25 protein-coding genes and 1 tRNA gene are annotated in these 23,320 nt (G+C 64.2%); 17 read left to right on the top strand and 9 right to left on the bottom strand.

Annotation, left to right across the window (positions count from 1 at the left end; all coding sequences use genetic code 11):
* Positions 1–14: 14 nt before the first annotated feature.
* From tolB to N511_RS0103065, 14 genes are all read left to right on the top strand, one after another.
* Positions 15–1,319, top strand: coding sequence for a Tol-Pal system beta propeller repeat protein TolB (gene tolB, locus N511_RS0103130; RefSeq protein WP_027677959.1), 1,305 nt, complete (start codon positions 15–17; stop codon positions 1,317–1,319).
* Between the two features lie 29 nt (positions 1,320–1,348).
* Positions 1,349–1,870: a peptidoglycan-associated lipoprotein Pal gene (gene pal / locus N511_RS0103125; RefSeq protein ID WP_027677958.1), complete on the top strand. Its 522-nt coding sequence runs from the start codon at positions 1,349–1,351 to the stop codon at positions 1,868–1,870.
* A 68-nt stretch (positions 1,871–1,938) separates the two neighbouring features.
* On the top strand, positions 1,939–2,724 hold the full coding sequence (gene ybgF / locus N511_RS0103120; protein WP_027677957.1) for a tol-pal system protein YbgF: 786 nt from the start codon (positions 1,939–1,941) through the stop codon (positions 2,722–2,724).
* Positions 2,725–2,886: 162 nt separating this feature from the next.
* Complete coding sequence (gene queC, locus N511_RS0103115; protein WP_027677956.1) at positions 2,887–3,561, top strand: 7-cyano-7-deazaguanine synthase QueC; 675 nt, start codon at positions 2,887–2,889, stop codon at positions 3,559–3,561.
* A gap of 6 nt (positions 3,562–3,567) precedes the next feature.
* Positions 3,568–4,683, top strand: a complete 1,116-nt coding sequence (locus N511_RS0103110) for a YeeE/YedE family protein (RefSeq protein WP_027677955.1) — start codon at positions 3,568–3,570, stop codon at positions 4,681–4,683.
* A gap of 53 nt (positions 4,684–4,736) precedes the next feature.
* Positions 4,737–4,812 (top strand) — tRNA-Lys (locus tag N511_RS0103105).
* Positions 4,813–5,086: 274 nt separating this feature from the next.
* Positions 5,087–5,857, top strand: a complete 771-nt coding sequence (locus N511_RS0103100; RefSeq protein WP_027677954.1) for a sugar phosphate isomerase/epimerase family protein — start codon at positions 5,087–5,089, stop codon at positions 5,855–5,857.
* 29 nt (positions 5,858–5,886) lie between these two features.
* Positions 5,887–6,876, top strand: a complete 990-nt coding sequence (locus N511_RS0103095) for a sugar kinase (RefSeq protein ID WP_027677953.1) — start codon at positions 5,887–5,889, stop codon at positions 6,874–6,876.
* Positions 6,877–6,934: 58 nt separating this feature from the next.
* On the top strand, positions 6,935–8,215 hold the full coding sequence (locus N511_RS0103090) for an MFS transporter (protein WP_027677952.1): 1,281 nt from the start codon (positions 6,935–6,937) through the stop codon (positions 8,213–8,215).
* A 4-nt stretch (positions 8,216–8,219) separates the two neighbouring features.
* The gene (locus tag N511_RS0103085) at positions 8,220–9,194 is read left to right on the top strand and encodes an NAD(P)-dependent oxidoreductase (RefSeq protein ID WP_027677951.1); all 975 of its coding nucleotides are present in this window, start codon (positions 8,220–8,222) and stop codon (positions 9,192–9,194) included.
* 79 nt (positions 9,195–9,273) lie between these two features.
* Positions 9,274–10,338, top strand: coding sequence for a LacI family DNA-binding transcriptional regulator (locus N511_RS0103080; protein ID WP_027677950.1), 1,065 nt, complete (start codon positions 9,274–9,276; stop codon positions 10,336–10,338).
* Positions 10,335–10,820 (top strand): nucleoside 2-deoxyribosyltransferase, encoded by a 486-nt coding sequence (locus tag N511_RS0103075; RefSeq protein WP_027677949.1) that lies wholly within the window; start codon positions 10,335–10,337, stop codon positions 10,818–10,820. Before N511_RS0103080 ends, N511_RS0103075 begins: the two co-directional genes overlap by 4 nt.
* Positions 10,821–10,921: 101 nt before the next feature.
* Entirely contained in the window at positions 10,922–12,094 is a 1,173-nt protein-coding gene (locus N511_RS0103070) for an acyl-CoA dehydrogenase family protein (protein ID WP_037026214.1), read from the top strand.
* Between the two features lie 89 nt (positions 12,095–12,183).
* Entirely contained in the window at positions 12,184–13,095 is a 912-nt protein-coding gene (locus N511_RS0103065; protein ID WP_027677947.1) for a TauD/TfdA dioxygenase family protein, read from the top strand.
* A gap of 11 nt (positions 13,096–13,106) precedes the next feature.
* Here N511_RS0103065 and N511_RS0103060 read toward each other — a convergent pair whose 3' ends face one another.
* The 3 genes from N511_RS0103060 to N511_RS0103050 are packed head-to-tail and all read right to left on the bottom strand — an operon-like array spanning position 13,107 to position 15,050.
* Entirely contained in the window at positions 13,107–13,568 is a 462-nt protein-coding gene (locus tag N511_RS0103060) for an NUDIX domain-containing protein (protein WP_027677946.1), read from the bottom strand.
* A gap of 1 nt (position 13,569) precedes the next feature.
* Positions 13,570–14,379, bottom strand: coding sequence for an ABC transporter permease (locus N511_RS0103055; protein WP_027677945.1), 810 nt, complete (start codon positions 14,377–14,379; stop codon positions 13,570–13,572).
* Positions 14,376–15,050: an ABC transporter ATP-binding protein gene (locus N511_RS0103050; protein ID WP_027677944.1), complete on the bottom strand. Its 675-nt coding sequence runs from the start codon at positions 15,048–15,050 to the stop codon at positions 14,376–14,378. The genes N511_RS0103055 and N511_RS0103050 overlap by 4 nt, the downstream gene beginning before the upstream one ends.
* Before the next feature lie 321 nt (positions 15,051–15,371).
* On the opposite strand from N511_RS0103050, the gene N511_RS0103045 reads away from it, so the two are divergent.
* Complete coding sequence (locus tag N511_RS0103045) at positions 15,372–15,737, top strand: hypothetical protein (RefSeq protein WP_027677943.1); 366 nt, start codon at positions 15,372–15,374, stop codon at positions 15,735–15,737.
* Between the two features lie 62 nt (positions 15,738–15,799).
* Here the strand turns inward: N511_RS0103045 and N511_RS0103040 are convergent, their stop codons facing one another.
* The 3 genes from N511_RS0103040 to N511_RS0103030 form a co-directional block, all read right to left on the bottom strand.
* Positions 15,800–16,336: a DUF3318 domain-containing protein gene (locus N511_RS0103040; RefSeq protein WP_051530816.1), complete on the bottom strand. Its 537-nt coding sequence runs from the start codon at positions 16,334–16,336 to the stop codon at positions 15,800–15,802.
* On the bottom strand, positions 16,333–16,710 hold the full coding sequence (locus N511_RS0103035) for a phage holin family protein (RefSeq protein ID WP_027677941.1): 378 nt from the start codon (positions 16,708–16,710) through the stop codon (positions 16,333–16,335). The genes N511_RS0103040 and N511_RS0103035 overlap by 4 nt, the downstream gene beginning before the upstream one ends.
* A gap of 138 nt (positions 16,711–16,848) precedes the next feature.
* Complete coding sequence (locus N511_RS0103030) at positions 16,849–17,175, bottom strand: DUF883 family protein (RefSeq protein ID WP_009238780.1); 327 nt, start codon at positions 17,173–17,175, stop codon at positions 16,849–16,851.
* Positions 17,176–17,454: 279 nt separating this feature from the next.
* On the opposite strand from N511_RS0103030, the gene N511_RS0103025 reads away from it, so the two are divergent.
* Positions 17,455–18,093, top strand: a complete 639-nt coding sequence (locus tag N511_RS0103025; RefSeq protein ID WP_004629475.1) for a peroxiredoxin — start codon at positions 17,455–17,457, stop codon at positions 18,091–18,093.
* Between the two features lie 173 nt (positions 18,094–18,266).
* On the opposite strand, the gene N511_RS0103020 is transcribed toward N511_RS0103025, so the two are convergent.
* Complete coding sequence (locus N511_RS0103020; protein ID WP_027677940.1) at positions 18,267–19,649, bottom strand: NCS2 family permease; 1,383 nt, start codon at positions 19,647–19,649, stop codon at positions 18,267–18,269.
* A gap of 409 nt (positions 19,650–20,058) precedes the next feature.
* Positions 20,059–21,252, bottom strand: a complete 1,194-nt coding sequence (locus tag N511_RS0103015) for an acyl-CoA dehydrogenase (protein WP_027677939.1) — start codon at positions 21,250–21,252, stop codon at positions 20,059–20,061.
* Between the two features lie 103 nt (positions 21,253–21,355).
* Between N511_RS0103015 and N511_RS0103010 the strand changes: the two genes are divergently transcribed.
* On the top strand, positions 21,356–22,183 hold the full coding sequence (locus tag N511_RS0103010) for an IclR family transcriptional regulator (protein WP_027677938.1): 828 nt from the start codon (positions 21,356–21,358) through the stop codon (positions 22,181–22,183).
* Between the two features lie 286 nt (positions 22,184–22,469).
* On the opposite strand, the gene kynA is transcribed toward N511_RS0103010, so the two are convergent.
* The gene (gene kynA / locus N511_RS0103005; protein ID WP_004629469.1) at positions 22,470–23,306 is read right to left on the bottom strand and encodes a tryptophan 2,3-dioxygenase; all 837 of its coding nucleotides are present in this window, start codon (positions 23,304–23,306) and stop codon (positions 22,470–22,472) included.
* Between the last annotated feature and the right edge of the window lie 14 nt (positions 23,307–23,320).

The raw sequence follows: 23,320 nt of genomic DNA, 5'->3' as shown, positions 1-23,320 counted from the left end.
TGATAGTAGGGAAGATGAACATGATGCGAACGATGTGGATCCCGATGTTTCGACGCGCGGCGCAGGCGCTGCTGCTGACTGCGGCAAGCGTCGGCGTGGCCCATGCCCAGCTCAACGTGGAGATCTCGGGGGTCGGCGCCAGCCAGTACCCGATCGCGATCGCCAATTTCCAGGGCGAGGCACAGGCTCCGCAAAACCTCTCGGCGATCGTCCGGGCAGACCTGGTGCGCAGCGGCCGCTTCTCAAACGTCGATGTGGCCGGGGCGGTCGTGCCGGAAAGCCCGGCGCCTGACCTGGGCGCCTGGAAGTCCAAGGGCGCAGCAGCCTTCGTGGGCGGCACCGTGACCCGCAACGGCGACCGCTATGAAATCCGCTTCCGTTTGTACGACACCGCCAAGGGCGAAAGCCTGGGCGGCCTGTCGCTCACGCGCGGCCCCGGCCAATTGCGCTTGGCCGCACACGAAATTGCCGATTACATCTACCAGAAGCTGATCGGCGAGCGCGGCGTTTTTGCGACGCGCCTCTCGTACGTGTCCAAGGTCGGCCGCCGGTTCCAGCTGCAGGTTTCCGACTCGGACGGCGCCAATCCGCAGATCGCGTTGACGAGCAATGAGCCGATCATTTCGCCGTCGTGGTCGCCGGACGGCACCAAGGTCGCGTATGTGTCGTTCGAGAGCAAGAAGCCGGTGGTGTATGTGCATGACCTGGTGGCAGGCCGCCGCACGGTCATTTCGAACCAGAAGGGCAACAACTCGGCGCCGGCCTGGTCGCCGGATGGTCGTCACGTGGCGGTGTCGCTCTCGCGCGATGGCAATACGCAGGTCTACCTGGTCAACGCCGATGGCTCGGGCCTGCGCCGCCTGAGCCGCAGCAGCGCGATCGATACCGAGCCGTCGTTCTCGCCGGATGGCCGTTATATCTACTTTACGAGCGACCGTGGTGGTGCTCCGCAGATCTATCGCATGTCGGTTGACGGAGAAGAGTCGGGCGGTGCGCAACGCGTGACGTTCAAGGGCAGCTACAACACCAGCCCGCGTGTGTCGCCGGACGGCAAGCTGCTGGCGTACATCTCGCGCGTGGGCGGCGCCTTCCGCCTGTATACGCAGGACTTGTCCAACGGCGATGTGAACGCGCTGACGGACACCTCGAACGACGAATCGCCGAGCTTTGCGGCCAACGGCAAGTTCATCCTGTATGCCACGCGCGTTGGCGGCAAATCGGTGTTGGCCGCGGTGTCGACCGATGGCCGTACGCGTCAGGTTCTTTCCCTCCAGGCCGGCGAAGTTCGTGAGCCGGCGTGGGGTCCTTTCATGCAATAACGAAGCTGTTCCACTAGGAGAAATCGGACATGTCGAAGTCCCAAACCATGATCAAACTCGCAGCCATTGCCGCGCTGCTGGCCCTGGGCGCTTGCAGCTCGGGCGTGAAGCTCGACGATACGGCCAAGAACGGTACGGGTGCTGCCGATGGCACGGGCGCTGATGCCCGCACGGTGACGCCGGTGGACGTGGGCCGTGACGAACTGACCGACCCGAACAGCCCGCTGGCCAAGCGCAGCATCTACTTCGATTTCGACAGCTACTCGGTCAAGTCGGAGTACCAAGGCCTGCTGGGCCAGCACTCGCGCTACCTGCAATCGCACAACCAGCGCAAGGTCCTGATCCAGGGCAACACCGACGAGCGCGGCACCAGCGAGTACAACCTCGCACTGGGCCAGAAGCGTGCCGAGGCCGTGCGTCGCGCCCTGTCGTCGATGGGCGTGCCCGACAGCCAGATGGAAGCCGTGAGCCTGGGCAAGGAAAAGCCGCAAGCGACCGGCCACGACGAAGACTCGTGGGCACAGAACCGCCGCGCCGACATCGTCTACTGATCGGTACGGTTTGAAGTGGAACGCGCCGGCTGCGAGGTTGCGGCCGGCGTTCTTACGTTGGCAATCACATGAATACGATGATGAAACAGCGCGCTTATGGGGCCATGCGTCAGGCCATCCTGATGGCGACGCTCGTCGCGGGTGGCGCCCTCACCATGGCCGGCCCGGCGGCAGCGGGGGTGTTTGACGACGATGAGGCGCGCCGCGCCATCATCGACATGCGCGACAAGTTCAACAACTTCCAGTCGACGGCGGCACAACGCATCGATCAGAACAGCAAGAACCTGATCGACGCGCAAAACCAGATCGAGACACTCAAATCCGAAGTGGCGCGCCTGCGCGGGCAGAACGAAGTCCTGCAGAACAGCGTCGATACGCTGACCAAGCAGCAGAAGGATTACTACGCCGACCTCGATGCGCGCCTGAAGAAGTTCGAGCCGCAGCAAGCGACGGTGGACGGCCGCGAGGGCATGGTCCAGCCGAACGAGAAGCCGGAATACGATGCTGCGCTCAAGGCGTTCCAGGGCGGCGACTTCAAGGGCGCGGGCAATCAGTTCTCGGCGTTCGTGAAGAAGTATCCGCAAAGCCCGTATCTGCCGCTGGCGCAGTTCTGGCTGGGCAACGCGCTCTATGCGCAGCGCGACTACAAGGGCTCAAGCTACGTGCTGGAGAACATGGCGCGCACTAATCCGCAGCATCCGAAGGCGCCCGATGCGCTGCTGCAGGTGGCGACCAACCAGGGCGAGTCAGGCCAGAAGGCGGCTGCACGCAAGACGCTCGAAACCGTGGCCTCGCAGTATCCCGGTACCGAGCAGGCCAAGACCGCCCAAAGCCGTCTGAAGACGATGCGCTGATCGGCAAACCGCACAGCATGTGGACCAACGCCCGCCCGTGGCTGCACCGGCGGGCGTTTTTCATGGGGCGCCAAATGGCGGACATATGGGGCAGCGGGGGCGCGCCGGGCGGTGGCACGCTAAAATGCGGGCCTTCCCGAATCGCTTTGCAAGGCTTCGCCCATGAAAAAACGCGCCATCGTCCTGCTTTCCGGCGGGTTGGACTCTGCCACCGTGCTCGCCATGGCCAATGCCGATGGCTTTGAGACCTACGCGCTGTCGATGCGCTACGGCCAGCGGCACTCGTCCGAATTGGAGGCGGCCAAGAAAGTGGCGGCGGCGCTCGGCGCAGTGCGCCATGAAATCGTCGATCTGGACCTGCGCAAGTTCGGTGGCTCCGCGTTGACCGACGACACGCTCGACGTGCCGACCGACGGCGCGCAATCGGGCATTCCGATCACGTATGTGCCGGCGCGCAACACGATCATGCTGTCGCTGGCGCTCGGCTGGGCCGAGGCGGTTGGCGCACGTGACCTGTTCTTTGGCGCGAATGCCGTGGACTACTCCGGCTATCCGGATTGCCGTCCCGAATACGTGGCCGCTTACGAAACGCTCGCCAACCTGGCGACGAAGGCCGGCGTGGAAGGCGAGCGCATCCGTGTGAACGCGCCCATCATCGACATGACCAAGGCGGAGATCATCCAGGCCGGCGTGCGGCTGGGCGTGGACTACGGCCTGACCGTGTCGTGCTACAAGGCCGACGACGCCGGCCGCGCTTGCGGCGTGTGCGATTCGTGCCGCATCCGCAAGGCCGGCTTCGAAGCCGCAGGCGTGCCCGACCCCACCCGCTACGTCTGAGGCGCCATGCCCGAAATCGACCTCAACGCGTTGTCCCACACGGTGCTGTGGGGCACGTTTGCGCTGACGTTCGTGTTTGGCGCCATCCTTCAGCGCACGCACTTCTGCACGATGGGCGCGGTGTCCGACGTCGTCAACATCGGCGACTGGAACCGGCTGCGCATGTGGGCGCTGGCCATCGGCGTGGCCATGATCGGCACGGGGTGCCTGAGCTGGCTTGGCCTGATCGATACAAGCAAAACGATCTACACGGCCAGCAAGCTGCTGTGGCTGTCGTCGCTGGTGGGCGGGCTGCTGTTCGGATTTGGCATGGTGCTGGGCTCGGGATGCGGCAGCAAGACACTCGTGCGTATCGGCGGCGGCAACCTCAAGTCGGTGGTGGTGTTCGTGTTCCTGGGGCTGGCGGCGTACATGACGCTCAAGGGCGTGTTTGGCGTGGTGCGTGTGGCAACGGTGGACAGCGTTGCCATTGCGCTGCCGACGTCGCAGGATTTGCCGAGTGTGCTGGGGCACGCGTTTCCCGCCGATGCGCGCGTGCTGCGTCTGGCGCTGGCGCTGATGATCGGCGGGGCGCTGTCGCTGTGGGCGCTGCTGGGGCGCGATTTCCGCACGGGTGACAACCTGCTGGGCGGCATCGGCGTTGGCCTCATCATCGTCGGCATGTGGTACGTCTCGGGGCATCTCGGCTATGTGCAGGAAGATCCGAACACGCTGCAGGAAGCGTTCGTGGCGACCAACAGCGGCCGCATGGAAGCGCTGAGTTTCGTGGCGCCGGTGTCGTACACGCTGGAGTGGCTGATGTTCTTCAGTGATACATCGAAGGTGCTGACGGTCGGTATCGTCAGCGTGCTCGGTGTGATTGCCGGCTCGGCGGCGGTGGCGCTGGTCACGCGTACGTTCCGCTGGGAAGGCTTTGCCAATGCGGAGGACACGGGCAACCACATCATCGGTGGCATCCTCATGGGCATCGGCGGCGTCACGGCGCTGGGTTGCACGATCGGGCAAGGGCTGTCCGGCGTATCGACGTTGGCGATCGGTTCGTTCATCGCGCTGGCGGGCATCGTGATTGGTGCGGTGCTGGCGTTCCGCTACCAGATGTGGCGAATGGAACGTCTCGTTTGATGGGGCGGACCGTTGACAGAATCGCGGGTATCTCCCTATAATCGCGGTCTTTGGGGTCTTTAGCTCAGTCGGTAGAGCAGTAGACTTTTAATCTATTGGTCGCGGGTTCGAATCCCGCAGGACCCACCAAAATTCGAAGGGCTGACAGGCGACTGTCGGCCCTTTTTGTTTGGCTGTTTTTTTGCACGCCTGGCGCTTCTCTGCTCTGCGCGTGGCCTTGCTTCCACATCGAAAGCGCGGGCACTCCCTCCTTGCCGATAGCCCTATCCCCGATTCGCCGAACACATGCGCGGCGCGTCGCATTTTGCCGCCGCCGCTAGGGATTTCCTCTATAGCGTCGCCGATCTCCAGCCGCGACCATATCCCCTAATGGAACCGGTTCCATACGGAGAAAAGCGCACAAATGGCAGATATCGTGATCGTGGCGAGCGCGTTCGGCGCCGCGCAGGTGCTTGAGCAGGGGCATCACGCCTATGTTCCCCTCGCCGCGTCGGTCGGCGCTGCCGGCTTCGAGGTGCGGCGCGAATTGTTGCCCGCTGGGCTGGACGGCACGGTATCGGCAGATGTCCTGGCGGCGCTGGGTCGCCTGATGGCCGCATACGGCTTGTGGGCGGTCTACTCGACGCCTGCCACGCTGTACTCCCACGACGGCACGTTGGACACGGTCGCCATTCGCGGTGCGCTGGTGGAAGCGCAGACCTTGGGCGCGCGCATCGTGAAGTTCCAGCTCGGCGGGTTTGCCGGCGATGCGTCGCCGGAGGCGCTGGCCCAACTGTTGCAAGGGTGGCGCGCACGGGTGCTCGTTGAGAACGGTCAGCAGGCGGTGGGCGGGTCGCTGTCGCAGTTCCAAGGCTTGTTCGGCGCATTGGAAGCCGCGGGCGCGGCCGACATGCTCGGCATGACGTTCGACGTTGGCAACTGGGAGTGGGCTGGCGAAACGCCGCTTGCATGCGCGCAGGCGCTGGCCCCGTACGTCGAATACATCCATTGCAAGAGCGTCGCGGGCGAGGGCGCGCGTCGCTTTGCCGTCGCGCCTGCGGGCAACGATGCGCGATTCGCCGCTGTGCTGGCCGCGCTGCCCGGCGATGTACCGCGCGGCATCGAATTTCCGTTTAACGCGGTCGATCCCGCCGCGGACGCCCATCAACATGTCATGTGGCTCAAGGCCGCCTGACGGTGACTCGACATCGAAGGAGCTTACGCATGTCGCATACGTTGGATGTCATCACCTATGGCGAAGCCATGGCGATGTTCGTGGCGACGGCGCCCGGGCCGCTCGCGCAGGCCACGCAGTTCACCAAGCGCATCGCCGGTGCCGATCTGAACGTCGCTGTCGGCTTGAGCCGCCTCGGTTTTCGCGTCGGCTATGTGAGCCGGGTGGGGCAGGATTCGTTCGGCGAATATGTGCTGGAGACGCTGGCACGCGAACGGATCGACGCCTCGTGTGTAGCGGTGGACCCGCAGTATCCGACGGGCTTCCAGCTGAAGTCGCGCGCCGACGATGGCAGCGACCCGCGTGTCGAATACTTCCGTAAAGGCTCGGCCGCCAGCCGCCTCTCCCGCGCCGACTATGTCGCCGACTATGTGCTCAGCGCGCGCCATCTGCATCTGACCGGCGTGGCCCCTGCCATTTCTGCGTCGTCGTGTGAACTTGCGTTCCACCTCGCGAGGGAGATGCGTGCGGCCGGTCGCTCGATTTCCTTTGACCCGAACCTGCGCCCAACGCTGTGGCCTTCCGCAACGGAGATGGTGAGCACGCTCAACGCGCTGGCGTCGCTTTCCGATTGGGTGCTGCCCGGCTTGGCCGAGGGGCAGCAACTGACCGGCTATGACACTCCGGCTGACATCGCGCGTTTCTATCTGGACCGAGGCGCGCGCGGCGTTGCCATCAAGCTGGGCGCTGCCGGCGCCTACTACCAGACCGCAGATGGCGCGGAAGGCGTTGCCGACGGCGTGCGCGTGGAGCGCGTTGTCGACACAGTCGGCGCGGGCGACGGCTTTGCGGTGGGCGTAGTCAGCGCGCTGCTTGAAGGGCTGTCTGCCGAGCAGGCCGTTGCGCGCGGCAACCGGATTGGCGCGCTGGCGATCCAGGTGATCGGCGATTCCGAGGGCCTGCCGACCCGCGCCGCGCTCGAGGTCCTTGAACAAACGGCCCGCCCGGGGTGCGAGCCGGAATCCATTCCCAGCGTCTAACGCAGCGCTTCGACTGCAGCCCTCGCGGGCAACGCACACTATCAAAGGAGACACGAACATGGCAACGCAACTTGCTGCGCGGCGCTGGTGGATGATCATGCCGATCGTCTTTATCACCTACAGCCTCGCCTACCTCGACCGCGCGAACTATGGCTTCGCGGCGGCGGCCGGCATCAATCACGATCTGGGGATCAGCCAGGGGCTGTCGTCGTTGATCGGTGCGCTGTTCTTCCTCGGCTATTTCTTCTTCCAGATTCCGGGCGCCATCTATGCCGAGCGCCGGAGCGTGAAGAAGCTCGTGTTCATCAGCCTCGTGTTGTGGGGCTTGTGCGCCGCGCTGACGGGTGTCGTGAGTGACATTCCGTCGCTGCTGGCGATCCGGTTTGTGCTGGGCGTGGTCGAGGCGGCCGTCATGCCGGCCATGCTGATCTACATCAGCAACTGGTTTACCAAGCAAGAACGCTCGCGCGCGAATACGTTTCTGATTCTCGGCAATCCCGTGACGGTGCTGTGGATGTCGGTGGTATCGGGCTACCTCGTGCGCGAGTTTGGCTGGCGCCATATGTTCATCGCGGAGGGCGTGCCCGCCATCATCTGGGCCGTGTGCTGGTGGTGTCTGGTGCAGGACAAGCCCGCGCAGGCACCCTGGCTGAGCCCCCAGGAAAAACGCGATCTCGAACAAGCGTTGGCGGCGGAGCAGGCGACCATCAAGCCGATGCGCAACTATGGCGAGGCCTTCCGCTCGCCCGCCGTCATCAAGCTGTGTGCGCAGTACTTCTGCTGGAGCATCGGGGTCTATGGCTTCGTGCTGTGGCTGCCGTCCATCGTCAAGAACGGCTCGTCGCTCGGCATGGTCGAGACGGGCTGGCTGTCGGCACTGCCGTATCTGGCGGCCACTATCGCGATGCTCGCGGCGTCGTGGGCATCCGACAAGGTGGGGTCGCGGCGCGGTTTCGTCTGGCCGTTCCTGCTGGTGGGGGCCGCAGCGTTTGCCGCATCGTTTGCCCTCGGCTCAACGCATTTCTGGATGTCGTATGTGCTGCTCGTGATTGCCGGTGCGGCGATGTATGCGCCGTATGGTCCGTTCTTCGCGATCGTGCCGGAGTTGCTGCCGAAGAACGTGGCCGGTGGCGCGATGGCGTTAATCAACAGCATGGGTGCTCTCGGTTCGTTTGTCGGCTCGTACTTCGTTGGCTACTTGAACGGTGCCACGGGCTCTCCGCTGGCGTCGTACGCATTCATGAGCGCGGCGCTGTTGGCCGCCGTGGTGCTCACGCTCTGCGTCAAGCCGCAACCGCGTGACGCTTATCCGCTTGCCAATCCTGTCCCTGGAAAATGAACCGATGAAACCGCTTGTTGTTGCCTACAAGCCGCTGCCGGACGATGTCGTGGCCCAGTTGCGCGAGCATGTCGAACTCGTGCAGGTTGACGGTGCCGAGGCGTTGACCGAGGCGCTTGCCAACGCCGAAGGCGCGATCGGTGCGAGCCTGAAGATCACGCCTCGGATGCTCGACAGCGCGCCCAGGCTCAGGGCATGGTCCACGATCTCTGTCGGCTATGACAATTTCGACGTGCCCGATCTCACGCGTCGCGGCATTGCGCTTGCGCACACGCCGGATGTGTTGACCGAGTCGACCGCCGATACCGTGTTTTCGCTGATCCTCACCTCGGCGCGTCGCGTGGTGGAGTTGGCCGAGTGGGTCAGGGCCGGCAACTGGCAGCGCAGCATCGGGCCGGAGCTTTACGGCACGGATGTCCAGGGCAAGACGATCGGCATCGTCGGGCTGGGTCGGATCGGCGCGGCGTTGGCCCGCCGTGCGGCGCTGGGGTTCCGGATGCGTGTGCTCTACACGAACCGGCATCCGCATCCCGAGGCTGAAGCGCAGTACGGCGCGCGCCGCGTGACGCTCGACACATTGCTGGCCGAATCGGATTTTGTGTGCTTGCAGGTGCCGCTGACGCCCGAAACGCACCACCTCATCGGCGCGACGGAACTGGCAAAGATGAAGCGCAGCGCGATCCTGATCAACGCATCGCGTGGCCCCGTCGTCGACGAAGCGGCGCTCATCCATGCATTGCGCGACGGTACGATCCGCGGCGCGGGGCTCGATGTGTTCGAGCACGAGCCGCTGCCGGCCGACTCGCCGCTGCTGGCAATGAAGAACGTGGTGGCCTTGCCCCATATCGGCTCCGCAACGCACGAGACGCGGCACGCCATGGCCCGCTGCGCGGCCGACAACCTGATCAGGGCACTGGGCGGTACGTTGCGTGAGAACCTGGTCAATCCACAGGTGTTGAAGCACGCGCGCACCTCGTGAGCCGCGTGCCGGGATTGCGCTATGATCCTCGCACCCTGGCGCCGGCCCCCCGCGCCGACGGCCCGTTCTGAAGCGCATCGTGACTGATTTCCCATCCTCTTCCTCGCGCCCTGCGACCATCACCGACGTGGCCCGCGAAGCGGGAACCGGCAAGACCAGCGTGTCGCGCTACCTGAACGGCGAGATGCAGGTCCTTTCCGAAGATTTGCGACAGCGCATCGAAGCCGCCATCCAGCGGTTGAACTACCGGCCCAACCAGATGGCGCGTGGTCTCAAGCGCGGCCGCAATCGGCTGCTCGGCATGCTGGTGGCCGACCTGACCAATCCTTACACGATCGAAGTCCTGCAGGGCGTTGAAGCAGCCTGCCACGCGTTGGGCTACATGCCGCTCATCTGCCACGCCGCAAACGAGATCGAGATGGAGCGCCGGTTCGTGCAGTTGCTGACGACGTATCGGGTCGAAGGCCTGATCGTCAATGCGCTCGGCGCGGAAGAGGCCGTGTTGCGGCCGCTGCGGGGCGGCGGCATTCCCGCTGTGCTGGTGGATCGCACGGTAGAAGGGTTCGACGCCGACCTCGTGGGGCTCGATAACGGCGACGCCGTCAGCTTGGGCGTGCAGCATTTGCTCGATCAAGGTTTCGATGCCATCCAGTTCATCGTGCAGCCGTTTCAGCAAGTCAGCTCGCGGCGCGAGCGTGAACGTGCGTTCCGAGAGGCGATGGCAGCGCGAGGGCGGCCAGCGGAGCCAGCCGTTGTGCTTGACCCGAATGACGCCGCCTCGGCTGAACGTGCGCTGGCCGAGATCGCTGCACGCATTGATGCAGTGCACCGCCGGGGCGGAAAGCGACTGGCGCTGTTTGTTGCCAATGCGCCGGTGGCGCTCATCGTGGCGCGGCATCTGCGCACGCAGTTCGGCGCGGCGTGGCAGGAGCGTGCGGCGCTGTTGTCGATCGACGATCCGGAATGGGCGGAATTGATCGGCATCACGACGATCCGGCAACCGACGTACGACATCGGTTACAAGGCCGTCGAATTTGTGCATGAACGCATCGAGGGCGTGACCGGCGATGCCCGTGTCGTGTTGCTGCCCGGTACGCTCGTCGAGCGTGCTTCGACGGTGCATGTTGTCGAGGCTGCGTCATGACGTTGCGTCTCTACCTGGCCGGGCCGGATGTTTTCCGTCCCGAGCCGGTCGTGCACGGCGAAGCCCTTAAAACGCTGTGCGCGCAGTTCGGCTTCATCGGTCTGTATCCGCTCGATAACGCGATCGCCCCGCAGGCCGACGGCCCTGCGACCGCTGCGGAGATCTATCGCCAGAACATCGCGCTGATCGATTCGGCTGACGCCGTGCTCGCCAACGTAGTTGACTTCCGTGGCCACGAGCCCGATTCCGGCACGTGCTTCGAAATCGGCTACGCCATCGCCCGCGGCAAAGACGTGTGGTGCTATCACGTGCCCGCCGCGCCGCTCCTGGCGCAGGTGCCGAATACAAACGGCAACGATGCCGACGGCTGGGCCGTGGAAGATTTCGGCCTGCCGCGCAACCTCATGATCGCGTGCAGTTGTCACCTCGTCGCGGGCGATGTGCGCGCGTGTCTGGAGCGCATGCGCGTGCACTACGCATAGTCGCGCGCTGGATATGCGTATGCGGATTGCTTCCTTCAAGGCGGTAGGCGCCGTCCGTATAGTGCCTGCACCGGATGGCGTCTCCGACGCGAGGCAAACGCATGAAGCTCGACGATCTGCATCAACTTCCCGACCTTACGCATCTGCTGGCTGAGTTGGCGGCAACGGCTGCGCAGCGTGACCAGCACGGCGGCCATGCCGCGCACGAGAAAGCCGCGATTGCGCGAGCGGGCCTGCTGCCCCTGGTGATCCCCTCGCAATACGGCGGAAGCGGCGTCAGTTGGGCCGATGCCTTTGCCGCAGTGCGCGCCATCGCCGCAGTTGACAGCTCCCTTGGGCACTTGCTGGCTTTCCAGTATCTGCAGACCGCGACCGTGTATCTGTACGGCTCCGACGCGCAGCGCGAACGCTTCCTGCGTCCGACCGCCGAGCTGGGGTGGTGGTGGGGCAACGCCGTCAATCCGCTCGACCATCGCCTGCGTGCGCAGCGCTCGGGCAGCGGCTGGCTGCTCGATGGCGAAAAGGGTTTCTGTTCCGGCACGCTCGGCTCCGACGTGATGGTCGTGTCTGCCCACGACGCGGCCAGCGGCAACCCCGTTGTGGCGGTCGTGCCGACAGCGCGCTACGGCATCACGGTGCGGGATGACTGGCATCCGATCGGGCAGCGCCAGACCGACAGCGCCTCAGTGCAATTCCGGCATGTGCAGGTCAGCGAAGACGAAGTGCTGGTGCGCCCCGAGGTCGTCCTCACGCCATATCAAACCTTGCGTTCCTGCATCGCGCAGAACGTACTGGTCAATCTCTACACCGGCATTGCGGCAGGCGCGCTGGACGAGGCGCGCAAGCACACGCTGCAGTCGTCACGGCCGTGGATCACATCAGGGGTGGAGCGCGCTGCGGACGATCCGTACCAAATTCACCGCTTTGGCGAGATGCGCGTGCAATGGCTGGCTGCGGAAGCGCTGGCCGATCGCGCCATCCAGCGGTTGGACCGCGCATGGCGCAAAGGCGCCGCGCTCAGCGCTGAGGAGCGTGCCGAAGTGTCGCTCGCTACGGCCGAAGCCAAGGTATTGGCACATCGCGCCGCATTGTTCGTCGCCCAGGAATTGTTCGAGGCGACGGGCGCACGCTCGACCAAGGCCGCGCTCGCGCTGGACCGCTTCTGGCGCAACGCGCGCACGCATACGCTGCACGACCCGCTCGACTACAAGCTGCGCGCCATCGGCCGCTACGCGCTGGAAGGCATCCTGCCCGACGCCACCATCTACGGCTAAGCGCCTATCGATCTGCACATTCCTTCGTTGGCACGCGGAGGGGGCGAGCGGTGTAATGTGAAATTCGTCTATTGCCGCGCGCTTACATCATGTCCGACGCCGTTGTTGCCGCCGTTGCCACGGATGCTCCTGCCGTTCACACGGCCCGATTCCACATTCGCCGCCTGCCCGACGCGCCGCTGGGCGCAGAGGTTCTGGGCCTGGGCGATGCAGCCGATTTGTCCGACGCAGACATCGCCGCCATCCGCCACGCCTGGCTCGCGCATGACGGCCTGCTCGTTTTCCGTGACGTCGAATTCACGCCGCAGGCGCAAGTGGCCTTCAGCCGCCGCTTCGGCCCGCAGCAGGTGCATGTGCTGAATCAGTTCCATCTGAGCGGCTATCCGGAAATCCTGGTTGTCTCCAACGTGGTCGAGAACGGCAAGCCGATCGGCCTGGGCGATGCAGGGCGGGATTGGCATTCAGACCTGTCGTACAAGCCGCTGCCGAGCCTCGGTTCGATGCTGCTCACGCGCGAGTTGCCGGAAGAGGGCGGCGACACGCTATTCGCCAACATGGTGCGCGCCTACGAAACCCTGCCAGCTGATCTCAAGCGCGTCATCGAAGGCCGCCGTGCCGTGCATTCGTATGTGTACCGCTATGAGCGACTGCGCGCGCTGTCGACCTGGCGTCCGCCGCTCACGCAAGCGCAGCGCGACGCCGTGCCGCTGGTCGATCACCCCGTTGTGCGCACGCATCCGGAGACGGGCAAGCGTGCGCTCTTCGTCAACGAAGGCTTCACGTCGCACATCCTGGGTTTGCCGGAAGACGAGAGCACCAGCGTGCTGGAGCAACTCTTCGCCCACAGCGTCCGCGCCGACAACGTCTACACGCACCAGTGGCGCCCCGGCGACATGCTGTTCTGGGACAACCGCTCCACCATCCACTTCGCGCCGGGCTGCCCAGACAAGTATCGGCGCACGCTGCATCGCACGACCATCGAAGGCGACGTGCCGGTTTAGGCGCGCTTCGTCTACAGCCCGGCCTCGGCGAGGCGGGCATCGATGCTCGCCAGCGTCAACGTCTGTGCAAACAGCCGCGCGAGCGATTGGCTCGCATACTTCGGTACCTCGTCCGCCGTAGCCCAGCGGTATGCGTCCATCTCGGGGATGAGCCGGCCGGTGTGGTAGCTGTTGAACATCGACGTGCAGGTCAGCGTGTCGAGTGCGACTTCGGCGCGTCGCAGGCGTGAGGCGAACAGGTGCAGCTCCTTGTCGCGGCGATACGGAAACCGGCCGAGTTCGATCAGGGCGTGGCTGTCGAGCACGAGGCCGGTCTCCTCGCGCGTCTCGCGCAGGGCGGTGTCGCGGTGGTCCTCGCCGGGGTCCGGTGCACCTTTGGGGATGTCCCAGTGGCGTGTCTCGGTGGCGTGCGCGAGGAGCACGTCGCCATCTTCATTGAGCAGCACGAGGCCGCAGGATAGGGCGATGGGCATGCTATTTCGCTCCGCCGCGTTGCGTGATGCGTGCACTGAGCAGTTGATGATTTGGACTGAACAGCCTGCGATAGGCCAGCAGCACCGCCGCAACCGTCCCCAGCCCAGAAGACGCCGCCAGCAGGAACATGATGACGATCTGGTAGCGCACGGCCTCCAGCGGAGACTGCCCTCCCAGGACCTGGCCCGTCATCATGCCGGGCAAGCTCACCACGCCCACGACGGTCATCTGGTTGATGATCGGTGTCATGCCGGCGCGTACGGCCGTGCGTGCTGCATTGCGCGCGGCTTCCCAGCGCGTACCGCCGAGCGCGAGAACCGTCTCCACCTGGTCGCGCGTGGCAGTCAGCTCGCCGGTCATGCGCTCCAGCGCCAGGCCCACGCCCGTGAGCGTGTTCCCCAGAATCATCCCCATGATCGGGATGGCGTATTGCGGCTCGTACCACGGGCGCGCATGCAGCACGATCACCAGCCCGATTGCGCCGATCAGCCACGTGCTCCCGAAGACCGACAACGTGCCGTCCAGCCGCAAGCCCGCATAGCCGCGCGCGCCGCGGCTGCCAGTGGCATGTCCGGCAATCAGTGTCATGACGGCCACGATGCCCAGTACCACCGCCCAATGCGCATGAGCGAAGACCCATTCGAGCACGAAGCCCACAGCCAACAATTGCACGACGGTGCGCACGGCCGCCCACGCCAGGCGTCGCTCGAGCCCCAGGCCCAGCCCGATCGATAGCGCGCCGTTCACGAGGATCAGAGCGGCCGCAATGCCGACCTGCCAGGCCGAAAGCGAGAGGTCTTGCCCATTCATCGCGCTGGCTCCGTATCGAGATGCCCAGCCGCCATGCGCCACTGCCGATGGCCGATGCGTTCTGCCTGCGCCGGATCGTGGGTCACCCATATCCAGGCATGCCGATCGGGCGCCTGCGCAAACCAATGCTGCAAGAGCGACTCAACCGCGCGCGCAGACGCAGGGTCGAGCGCCGCCGTCGGCTCATCGAGCAGCAACACAGTCGGCCTGGTCTGCAGCGTGCGGACCAGCGCGGCGATCTGCGCTTCACCGCCGGAAAGATCGGCGGCGTTCTTGTCGAGAAAGCTAGCGTCGCGCTGCGCACCTGCGAGCAGGGCGATGGCAGCGTCGCGATCAAATCCGGCGCGGTGGCGCCGTGCATGCAGGTAATACGGCATTTGCAGATTGTCTTGCACCGTGCCGGGCAGCAGCGCCGCGCGCTGACGCACGTATGCGACGTGACAGCGATACGCCGGCACCGCGTTCAGGCGGATCGCCTGGCCTTGCCACGTCACCTGCCCGCCGTCGACGGGATCGAGCAGCGCCAGCGCGCGTAGCAGCACGCTCTTGCCCGCACCGGAGGGTCCGGTCAGCGCAATGCGATCGCCTGGCCCTACCGCAAGCGTGGCAGGTTGCAGCAGCGTGACACCGGAGCGTGCATCGCGGCGTTGAAGGTCGGTGGCGGCCAGCATGTCGGGACGAGTGTGTTGCGAACGGTACGGCATCAATGCGCCGGATTTATGCATTATGCATATGAGCCTGCGTGGGGCGCCTCCACCGTAATCGTCTACACGCGGGCTCAGGCGCCATGCTGTCGCCGCGTCGTTACGCCATCCGCATGCCATGGGGAGTGGTCCCTAGCCCGAATGGATCAGCCGAATACGTTTGCTGGTGGCCGATGTCGGACGAATCCGACATGCCATTCAGCGGCGGGCGGGTCGCCATTTGCGCAGACGAAGCATAGGATCAAAGCGTCACTAGAAGATCACTAGAAAAAAGCGATGGAGGGCGCCATGGAGACCGACAAAGTACAAGTTGCCCACCCTTGGTGGCAGCCGGGAGTCTTTGCTTCTGCCCCGGCGATCTTTTTGTGGATTTGCGCGGAACTGCCTCCCGATATGCTTGGCGCGATCTTCCACGCGGGCACGTCGCCCGATTCGCTCAGCCATGTCGGCGATACGCTGTTCGTGATCGGCTGGACGGCGAGCGGGGTGCTGATGTGGCACGGCCGGCGCCGCGTCGCGCGTGACGCTGATGTGACAACGCAGGCAGCGCAGGCCGACACCGGCAATGCTTCTCCGCCGCACGGGTTGACGGCATTGCGCCAGAGCATGGCCCGGCGCTGGGAGCGGATGCGTCATCCGATTCCGTTGCACTGATCGTGCGGTGCCGCAAACAAGAAAGGCCGGATTGCTCCGGCCTTTTTGCTGGGCGCTCGCCTTCAGGAGGTGCTTCCCGGGATGATCTCTTCCGCGTCGACCCCAGGCACCGGCGCGGGCGCGCTGGCGTCATGCCCTTGGGCCTCCTGCCATTTCTTGTAGCCCCACCAGGCCGCTCCGGCCACGATTCCCACCTTGCCGAGCTTGCGCGTGATCCGACCGATGACGGTGCGGCGCAACCCCGCATACGCCAAAGACAACGCGGTGCCCACCAGCGGATATTCGCGTGCAATGCCCAGCGTCCGCATCAGGCTGTTCGGACGGGCCAAAGGCCGAAGCAGGCTTGGCAGCAACGCCCCGAAGCCCCCCAGGCTGAAGGTGCGGTTGGTGGCGCGATGCACATCGTTGCGGGCCTGGGCGTAGTCGTAGCGCTCCAGGGCGGCGCGGGTCAGCAGCAATTCCTTGCGAACGCTCAGCGGGAGGCGTGTTTCTGCGCTTCGGCGTGACGGCCGTACGTGATGACGCGCGCTCGATGCGGGTTCGTTCATGGAAGTGCCGAAGGTGCCGGGCGACGGCGCGTGTTCGGTTGGATCAGTCATCGGCGCAGGATCTCCCGGTCTTTGTCGAGTTCGGCCAGGGTGGCCTCGAACAGCGGCGGTGCATTGCGGAGCAGCGAGCGCACCTTCCACAGGCAGGCTGCCGCGCCGAGCGCGTAAAGCGCCGCCATCACGGCCAAAGACTGCCAGCGGTACGTATCCCAGCACAGGATCACCACCAGCGCCGTCAGCGTCATGATGGACAGGGCGATCAGGCTCACCGCCAGCATGCCCAGGAAGGCCGTGCCAAGCAGCCGTTCTTTTTCTTCAGCCAGTTCGACGCTCGCCAGTTCGAGCCGCGTCTGCAGCATCGAGACGACCGTGCCGGCCAGTTTCTTCAAGGAAGCGAACAGCTTTGGGCTGGTGTCGTCGGTCATGAGGTGAGGAGAGGGTGCAAGGCGATGGACGTCGTCCCAGACACAGCACGCGCCATGCCCGGAACGGAGCCGCCAAAATGCAACTGGCCGATGGCGCGATCCAAAGGGCGCGCCATCGGCCAGAAAGGGTGCGGCGGGTTACTTGCGGTTGAGCAGCAGGCCGATCAGCAGCCCCACGCCGGCTGCCACGCCCACGGCTTGCCACGGGTGATCGTGAACGTAGTCATCAGTGGCGCGGGCGGCGGCCTTGCTCTTGTGGACGACCGCGTCTTGCAGGTCCTGCGCCTTTTCCTTGGCTTGGCGGAGCATGCCCATGCCGCGCTCGCGCAGTTCAGCGGCCTTTTCGCCGCTGCTGGACGCAGCTTGCTTCAGCAGGGTTTCAGCGTCGGACAGTACAGTCTTCACGTCGGTCATCAGTTTCTCCTTATTGACGGAATCGGCCAGGTTGGGGGAAGTGTTCGTCATGGTCGGGTCCTCGGTATCGGGTAGTTCAATCGTCAATATGTCGGCGTGCTTATTCGCTAGCATATGTGTGGGCGCCGCGAAACTTCAAGCGCTCGCGTCGCGCATGCTGCGATGGATCAAGACCTCGGTCATTGTCCGGCAATGTGCGCATGCCTTCCACCCTGTTGTCAGCAAATGCCGCGCCTAATGACGAAAAGTGATGTTGTTGTGAATTTATAGTCGTTTTGGTTGGATGGCAATCTGGCTATAGTGGTTCCCAATCTGTGTATGGAGGACACGATGTCTTTACGTTTGGGCGATATCGCCCCTGATTTCGAGCAGGATTCAAGCGAAGGCCGCATCAAGTTTCATGAGTGGCTGGGCAACAGCTGGGGCGTGCTTTTCTCGCACCCGGCCGACTACACGCCCGTTTGCACCACCGAACTGGGCCTGACCGCCAAGCTGAAGGACGAATTTGCCAAGCGCAATGTCAAGGCGATTGCGCTGTCGGTCGATTCGGTCGAGTCCCACAAGGGCTGGATCAACGATATCAACGAGACCCAGAACACCAGCGTCAACTTCCCGATCATTGCCGACCCCGATCGCAAGGTCTCGCAGCTGTACGACATGATTCATCCGAATGCGAGCGAGACGTTCACCGTGCGTTCGTTGTTCGTGATCGATCCGAACAAGAAGATTCGCCTGACGATTACGTATCCGGCATCGACGGGCCGTAATTTCAATGAAGTGCTGCGCGTGATCGACTCGCTGCAGTTGACCGAGTACCACAGCGTGGCCACGCCGGGTAACTGGCAGGACGGCGATGACGTGGTCATCGTGCCGTCTCTGAAGGATGAGGAAGTCATCAAGCAGAAATTTCCGAAGGGCTACAAGGCGTTGCGTCCGTATCTGCGCCTGACGCCGCAGCCCAATAAGTAACCGTCTCCTTGGTAGTGTGATTGCCGCCCGGCCTTGTGCCGGGCGTTTTTTGCGTTGGAACCGGCTCAGGATCCTGCTGCGCGGGCCCTGAACCGGTTCTCAGGCAAAACAAAACCGGCCAGCCCTTTCGGGTCTGGCCGGTTTGTCTTTTGTGAAGACGGTTCCGTGTGCGATCAGATCGCCCAGCCGCCTACGTAGAACGCCACCAGCGCAGCCGCGATCGCCACGGTGCCGATGTTCAGCTTGCGCCATTCGCCGGCCACCACGCGGCCGATCACCAGTGTGCTGAAGCCCAGCATGATGCCGGTGACGATGTTGCAGGTCAGCACGATGAAGACGGCGCAGACGAGGCCCGACAGTGCGTCGACCATGTCGTCCATGTGCAGCTTGCTCACGCTGGAGAGCATCAGCAGGCCGACATACATCAGCGCCGGGGCCGTTGCGTAGGACGGCACCAGACCCGCGAGCGGTGAGAAGAACATCACGGCCAGGAACATCACGCCGACCACGACAGCCGTCAGGCCCGTCTTGCCGCCGGCTGCCACGCCAACCGTCGACTCGATGTAGGCGGCCGCCGGGGCACCGCCGAAGAACGCCGAGAAGATCGAGCTGATCGAATCGGCCGTCAGAGCGCGGCCACCGTTGATGATGTGGCCCTTGTCGTTGAGCAGTCCGGCCTGGCCGGCGACCGCGCGGATCGTGCCGGTGGCATCAAACACAGCGGTCATCACCAGCGCCAGCACGCTGGGCAGCACGGCGGCCGTGAGTGCGCCGCGAATATCCATCGCGCCAATCAGCGAGGCGTGACCAGCACTGGCCAGCGAGGGCAGCGCGAACACGCCGGTGAACTTCACGGCCGGGTCAAAGATCAGTCCCAGGACCGAGATGGCGACGATCACGATGAGGATGCCGCCCGGCACGCGACGGCGCTCCATGCCGAAGATGGCGGCCAGGCCCAGCACCGACATCATCACCGGGAAGGCGGTAACGTGGCCCAGTGCAACGGGCAGGCCCGCACCGGCGTTCTTGACGACCAGCCCCACATCGTTGGACGCGATCAGCAGCAGGAACAGCCCGATGCCGATGCCCGTTCCGTGCGCCACGCCCGAAGGCAGATTGCGCAGGATCCATGAGCGCACGCCCGTGGCCGAGATGGCGGTGAAGACCACGCCCATCAGGAACACGGCGCCGAGCGCGATTTCCGGCGTCAGCTTTTGCCCCAGCACCAGGCCGAAAGCCATGAATGCCGTCAGCGAGATTGCGCAGCCAATGGCGATCGGCAGCTTGGCCCACAAGCCCATCAGCAGCGAGCCGAAGGCGGTGGTCAGACACACCGCGACGAACACGGCGCTGGTGTCAAAGCCGGCCTTGCCCAGCATGCCGGGCACGACGAACACCGCGTAGACCATCGCCATGAAGGTGGTGATGCCGGCCACGACCTCGCGTTTGTGCGTGCTGCCGCGTGCAGAAATCTGGAAATAGCGATCGATGGCACGCGCATCGGCGATGCCGGCGGCGCCAAGTTCCGTCGACGACGGAATGGACTGTTCAGCCATGGTGGGTTTGTCTCCTGGCAGGACTCCGCGCCGGCCGATCTGGGTCGTCCGCGTAAGGTGCCCTGTTCTGGTTTTGATATCGGTACGGGTGCCTGCGTACGCGCGCCGGCATTCTCCAGACCGTTGTCTCGCGATTGGTTTTGTCGCGTGGCGCTGCACTCTGCGTGTGGATTGCGCGCTCGTTTTATCGGTGTGAGGGCGTGCGGCCCAACGATCCGCCGACACTTGGACCGAAGCATAGACGCGCGCTACTGCCGATTCATCCGGCGCGGCGTATCCCGGTCATTTGCAAATTGGTATATCGCGAGGGGAGGAGAACAACGGTGCCCAGGACGGGCGAGAGATGCGGCCACCGGTGTGGCGAGTGGTGCACGAGTGTGCCCCAACTCGCCGGAAAAGCAAAGCGCAATCAGAAGAAAGCCTGAATGCCGGTTTGTGCGCGGCCGAGGATCAGCGCGTGGATGTCGTGCGTGCCTTCGTACGTGTTCACCACTTCGAGGTTCACCACGTGGCGGATCACGCCAAACTCATCCGAGATGCCGTTGCCGCCCAGCATGTCGCGCGCCAAGCGGGCGATGTCGAGGGACTTGCCGCACGAGTTGCGCTTCATGATCGACGTGATTTCCACTGCGGCCGTGCCTTCGTCTTTCATGCGGCCCAGGCGCAGGCAGCCTTGCAGGCCGAGCGTGATTTCGGTCTGCATGTCGGCCAGCTTTTTCTGCACCAGCTGGTTGGCGGCGAGCGGGCGGCCGAACTGCTTGCGATCCAGCACGTACTGGCGTGCGATGTGCCAGCAGGCTTCGGCTGCGCCCAGCGCGCCCCACGCGATGCCGTAGCGCGCCGAGTTCAGGCACGTGAACGGACCCTTTAGGCCGCGCACGCCCGGCATCAGGTTTTCTTCGGGCACGAACACTTCGTCCAGCACGATTTCACCGGTGATCGACGTACGCAGGCCGACCTTGCCGTGGATAGCGGGCGCCGTCAGTCCCTTCCACCCTTTCTCCAGGATGAAGCCGCGGATTTCATCCTCGCCGTTGTCGTTGGGCAGCTTGCCCCAGACGACAAACACGTCGGCGATGGGCGAATTGGTGATCCACATCTTGGCGCCCGACAGCGAGTAGCCGCCGTCGACTTTCTTGGCGCGCGTGATCATCGAGGCCGGGTCGGAACCGTGGTTCGGTTCGGTCAGGCCAAAGCAGCCGATCCATTCGCCCGTGGCCAGCTTCGGCAGGTACTTCTGCTTTTGCGCCTCGCTGCCGAATTCGTAGATCGGCACCATCACCAGCGACGACTGCACGCTCATCATCGAGCGATAGCCCGAATCCACCCGTTCGACTTCCCGCGCGATCAGGCCATAGCTGACGTAGTTCAGGCCCGGGCCGCCGTACTGCTCTGGAATCGTCGGGCCGAGCAGGCCCAGCTCGCCCATCTCGCGAAAGATCGACGCATCGGTCTTCTCATGCCGGAACGACTCCAGCACGCGGGGCATCAGCTTGTCCTGGCAGTACGACGCGGCGGCGTCGCGCACCATGCGCTCGTCGTCGGTCAGTTGTTGGTCGAGCAGCAGGGGGTCAGCCCAATTGAAGGCGTTGCGAGCAGTCACAGCGGTAGTCTCCGAGTCTTTGTTGTTCCGATATACGGAACACAGTTTCGAAATTTAGGGCTATCATAGCGCAACCACCGACGATTTCCAGGGCTTTTTTGCCATGAGCACGACCCGTCTCCCCGATCCCGAATTCGATACCGCGCCCGCCGAGTCGAGCGATCCGAATTTCGTCACGGCACTCGCCCGCGGGCTGGAACTGCTGCGCGCATTCCGCCCTGGCGACACGTTGCTCGGCAATCAGGAATTCGTCCGGCGCACGGGCTTTCCCAAAGCTACGGTGAGCCGGCTGGCTGGCACGCTGGTGTCGCTCGGTTACCTGCGTTATGACGACGCGCTCGGCAAATACGGGCTCGACGCCGGTGTGCTTGCACTCGGATTTGCCTATCTGGCGTCGAGCGATGTGATCCAGCTCGCGCGGCCACACATGAGCGCGTTTGCACAGCGCTTTGGCGTGTCGATCTCACTCGGCAAGCGCGATCGGCTGGACATGGTTTATCTGGAGACGATCCGTCACGACAGCCCGTCGATGAGCGGTTCATCTGGCTTGGGCGTGGGCTCGCGGCTGTCGCTGCTGTCGAGTTCGATGGGACGGGCGTATCTGGCTTCGTTGCCCGTAGCGCGGCGTGAGCGCTTGTACGAAGCATTGCGCACGCAGCAGCCCGCACAGTGGGCAGCGGAAGGCGCTGCCGCAGACGACGCAGTCAAAGCCGGCGTACGCAATGGCTACGCCGTATCGCTGCGCGACTGGCATCCCGCCATCCACGCATGCGCAGTCGCGTTCTTCGCGCCAAGCCAGCGCGAGCCGTATGTCGTGAGTTGCAGCGCGCCATACACGTCCGCCGATGCAGAGCGCATCCGCGACGAACTGGCCCCCGCGCTGCGGGAGTTCGCAGCACGGCTAGGCCAAGTGGTCGAGCCCGCCGCGTAGGCCGCTCAGAGATCCCCCAGAAACTGTTTTGCCACCAGCGCTGGCGTCCAGACGGGTTTGGCCGTTGATGCCCTAGATGGCGCCTTGAATTTCTGTTGCAGAGAGGAAAAAGAGAGGAGGCTGTTTGAGCGAAGCGAGTTTGCCTCCTCTCCCTCTCTGCGACATAAATTCAAGGAATCCTTCGCCATCTCGGGCGCGCCTTTCTTTGCTTACTTTCTTTGGCAAGACAAAGAAAGTGAGTCAGCCGCGGCAGGGGATGAAAACAGAGATCGACCAATAGCAAAAGTCACAAGTCAGTCCGCAACTTCCAAAGCTCCGGAAACAACACTACATCCAGCATCTTCCGCAGGTAGCCGACACCTTCGGTCCCACCAGTGCCACGCTTGAAGCCAATCACGCGCTCCACCGTGGTCACATGCCGGAAGCGCCATTGCCGGAACGCGTCTTCCAGATCGACGAACTTCTCAGCCAGTTCGTACAGTTCCCAGTGGTGCGTCGGGTCCCGATAGACCTCGAGCCACGCCGCTTCCACCGAGGCGTTGTAAGTCACAGGCCGCGACCAGTCGCGCTCGATGCAATCGGCGTCGAATGCAAAGCCGTGACGCGCCATGTAGCGCACCGCCTCGTCATACAGCGACGGCGTTTCCAGCGCAGCCTTGACCTGTTCGTAATGCTCGGTGCGATGTGCGTGCGGCTTGAGCATCGCCGCGTTCTTGTTACCGAGGATGAATTCGATCTCGCGGTACTGATACGACTGAAAGCCCGACGATTGCCCCAAGTGCGGACGCATGGCGGAGTATTCCGGCGGCGTCATCGTGGCGAGCACGTTCCACGCCTGCACCAGCTGATCCATGATGCGCGACACACGCGCCAGCATCTTGAACGCAGGCGGCAGGTTGTCATTGCGCACACAATCCCGCGCGGCGCGCAGCTCGTGCAACATCAGCTTCATCCACAGCTCGGTGGTCTGATGCTGGACGATGAAGAGCATCTCGTTGTGATCCGGCGAGCGCGGGTGTTGCGCGTTCAGGATCTGGTCGAGCGCGAGGTAGTCGCCATAGCTCATCGATTTCGAAAAATCGAGCTGGGCATCGTGCCAGCCTTCGCCCTGGGCGGCATGCATGGGGCAGCCCGATG

The organism is Ralstonia sp. UNC404CL21Col, assembly GCF_000620465.1.
Taxonomy (GTDB): domain Bacteria; phylum Pseudomonadota; class Gammaproteobacteria; order Burkholderiales; family Burkholderiaceae; genus Ralstonia; species Ralstonia flatus.
The sequence above is the reverse complement of the archived record's forward strand: the minus strand, read 5'-3'. Positions and strand labels throughout refer to the sequence as shown.

Excerpts from the sequence above, each read along its gene's own strand:
- ybgF (WP_027677957.1), top strand. The coding sequence starts at position 1,939 with ATGAATACGATGATGAAACAGCGCGCTTATGGGGCCATGCGTCAGGCC.
- N511_RS0103010 (WP_027677938.1), top strand. The coding sequence starts at position 21,356 with ATGAGCACGACCCGTCTCCCCGATCCCGAATTCGATACCGCGCCCGCC.
- N511_RS0103110 (WP_027677955.1), top strand. The coding sequence starts at position 3,568 with ATGCCCGAAATCGACCTCAACGCGTTGTCCCACACGGTGCTGTGGGGC.
- N511_RS0103090 (WP_027677952.1), top strand. The coding sequence starts at position 6,935 with ATGGCAACGCAACTTGCTGCGCGGCGCTGGTGGATGATCATGCCGATC.
- pal (WP_027677958.1), top strand. The coding sequence starts at position 1,349 with ATGTCGAAGTCCCAAACCATGATCAAACTCGCAGCCATTGCCGCGCTG.
- N511_RS0103040 (WP_051530816.1), bottom strand. The coding sequence starts at position 16,336 with ATGACTGATCCAACCGAACACGCGCCGTCGCCCGGCACCTTCGGCACT.
- N511_RS0103070 (WP_037026214.1), top strand. The coding sequence starts at position 10,922 with ATGAAGCTCGACGATCTGCATCAACTTCCCGACCTTACGCATCTGCTG.
- N511_RS0103050 (WP_027677944.1), bottom strand. The coding sequence starts at position 15,050 with ATGCTGGCCGCCACCGACCTTCAACGCCGCGATGCACGCTCCGGTGTC.
- N511_RS0103085 (WP_027677951.1), top strand. The coding sequence starts at position 8,220 with ATGAAACCGCTTGTTGTTGCCTACAAGCCGCTGCCGGACGATGTCGTG.
- N511_RS0103095 (WP_027677953.1), top strand. The coding sequence starts at position 5,887 with ATGTCGCATACGTTGGATGTCATCACCTATGGCGAAGCCATGGCGATG.
- N511_RS0103025 (WP_004629475.1), top strand. The coding sequence starts at position 17,455 with ATGTCTTTACGTTTGGGCGATATCGCCCCTGATTTCGAGCAGGATTCA.
- queC (WP_027677956.1), top strand. The coding sequence starts at position 2,887 with ATGAAAAAACGCGCCATCGTCCTGCTTTCCGGCGGGTTGGACTCTGCC.
- kynA (WP_004629469.1), bottom strand. The coding sequence starts at position 23,306 with ATGCATGCCGCCCAGGGCGAAGGCTGGCACGATGCCCAGCTCGATTTT.
- N511_RS0103030 (WP_009238780.1), bottom strand. The coding sequence starts at position 17,175 with ATGACGAACACTTCCCCCAACCTGGCCGATTCCGTCAATAAGGAGAAA.
- N511_RS0103045 (WP_027677943.1), top strand. The coding sequence starts at position 15,372 with ATGGAGACCGACAAAGTACAAGTTGCCCACCCTTGGTGGCAGCCGGGA.
- N511_RS0103035 (WP_027677941.1), bottom strand. The coding sequence starts at position 16,710 with ATGACCGACGACACCAGCCCAAAGCTGTTCGCTTCCTTGAAGAAACTG.
- N511_RS0103065 (WP_027677947.1), top strand. The coding sequence starts at position 12,184 with ATGTCCGACGCCGTTGTTGCCGCCGTTGCCACGGATGCTCCTGCCGTT.
- tolB (WP_027677959.1), top strand. The coding sequence starts at position 15 with ATGAACATGATGCGAACGATGTGGATCCCGATGTTTCGACGCGCGGCG.
- N511_RS0103055 (WP_027677945.1), bottom strand. The coding sequence starts at position 14,379 with ATGAATGGGCAAGACCTCTCGCTTTCGGCCTGGCAGGTCGGCATTGCG.
- N511_RS0103100 (WP_027677954.1), top strand. The coding sequence starts at position 5,087 with ATGGCAGATATCGTGATCGTGGCGAGCGCGTTCGGCGCCGCGCAGGTG.
- N511_RS0103020 (WP_027677940.1), bottom strand. The coding sequence starts at position 19,649 with ATGGCTGAACAGTCCATTCCGTCGTCGACGGAACTTGGCGCCGCCGGC.
- N511_RS0103060 (WP_027677946.1), bottom strand. The coding sequence starts at position 13,568 with ATGCCCATCGCCCTATCCTGCGGCCTCGTGCTGCTCAATGAAGATGGC.
- N511_RS0103075 (WP_027677949.1), top strand. The coding sequence starts at position 10,335 with ATGACGTTGCGTCTCTACCTGGCCGGGCCGGATGTTTTCCGTCCCGAG.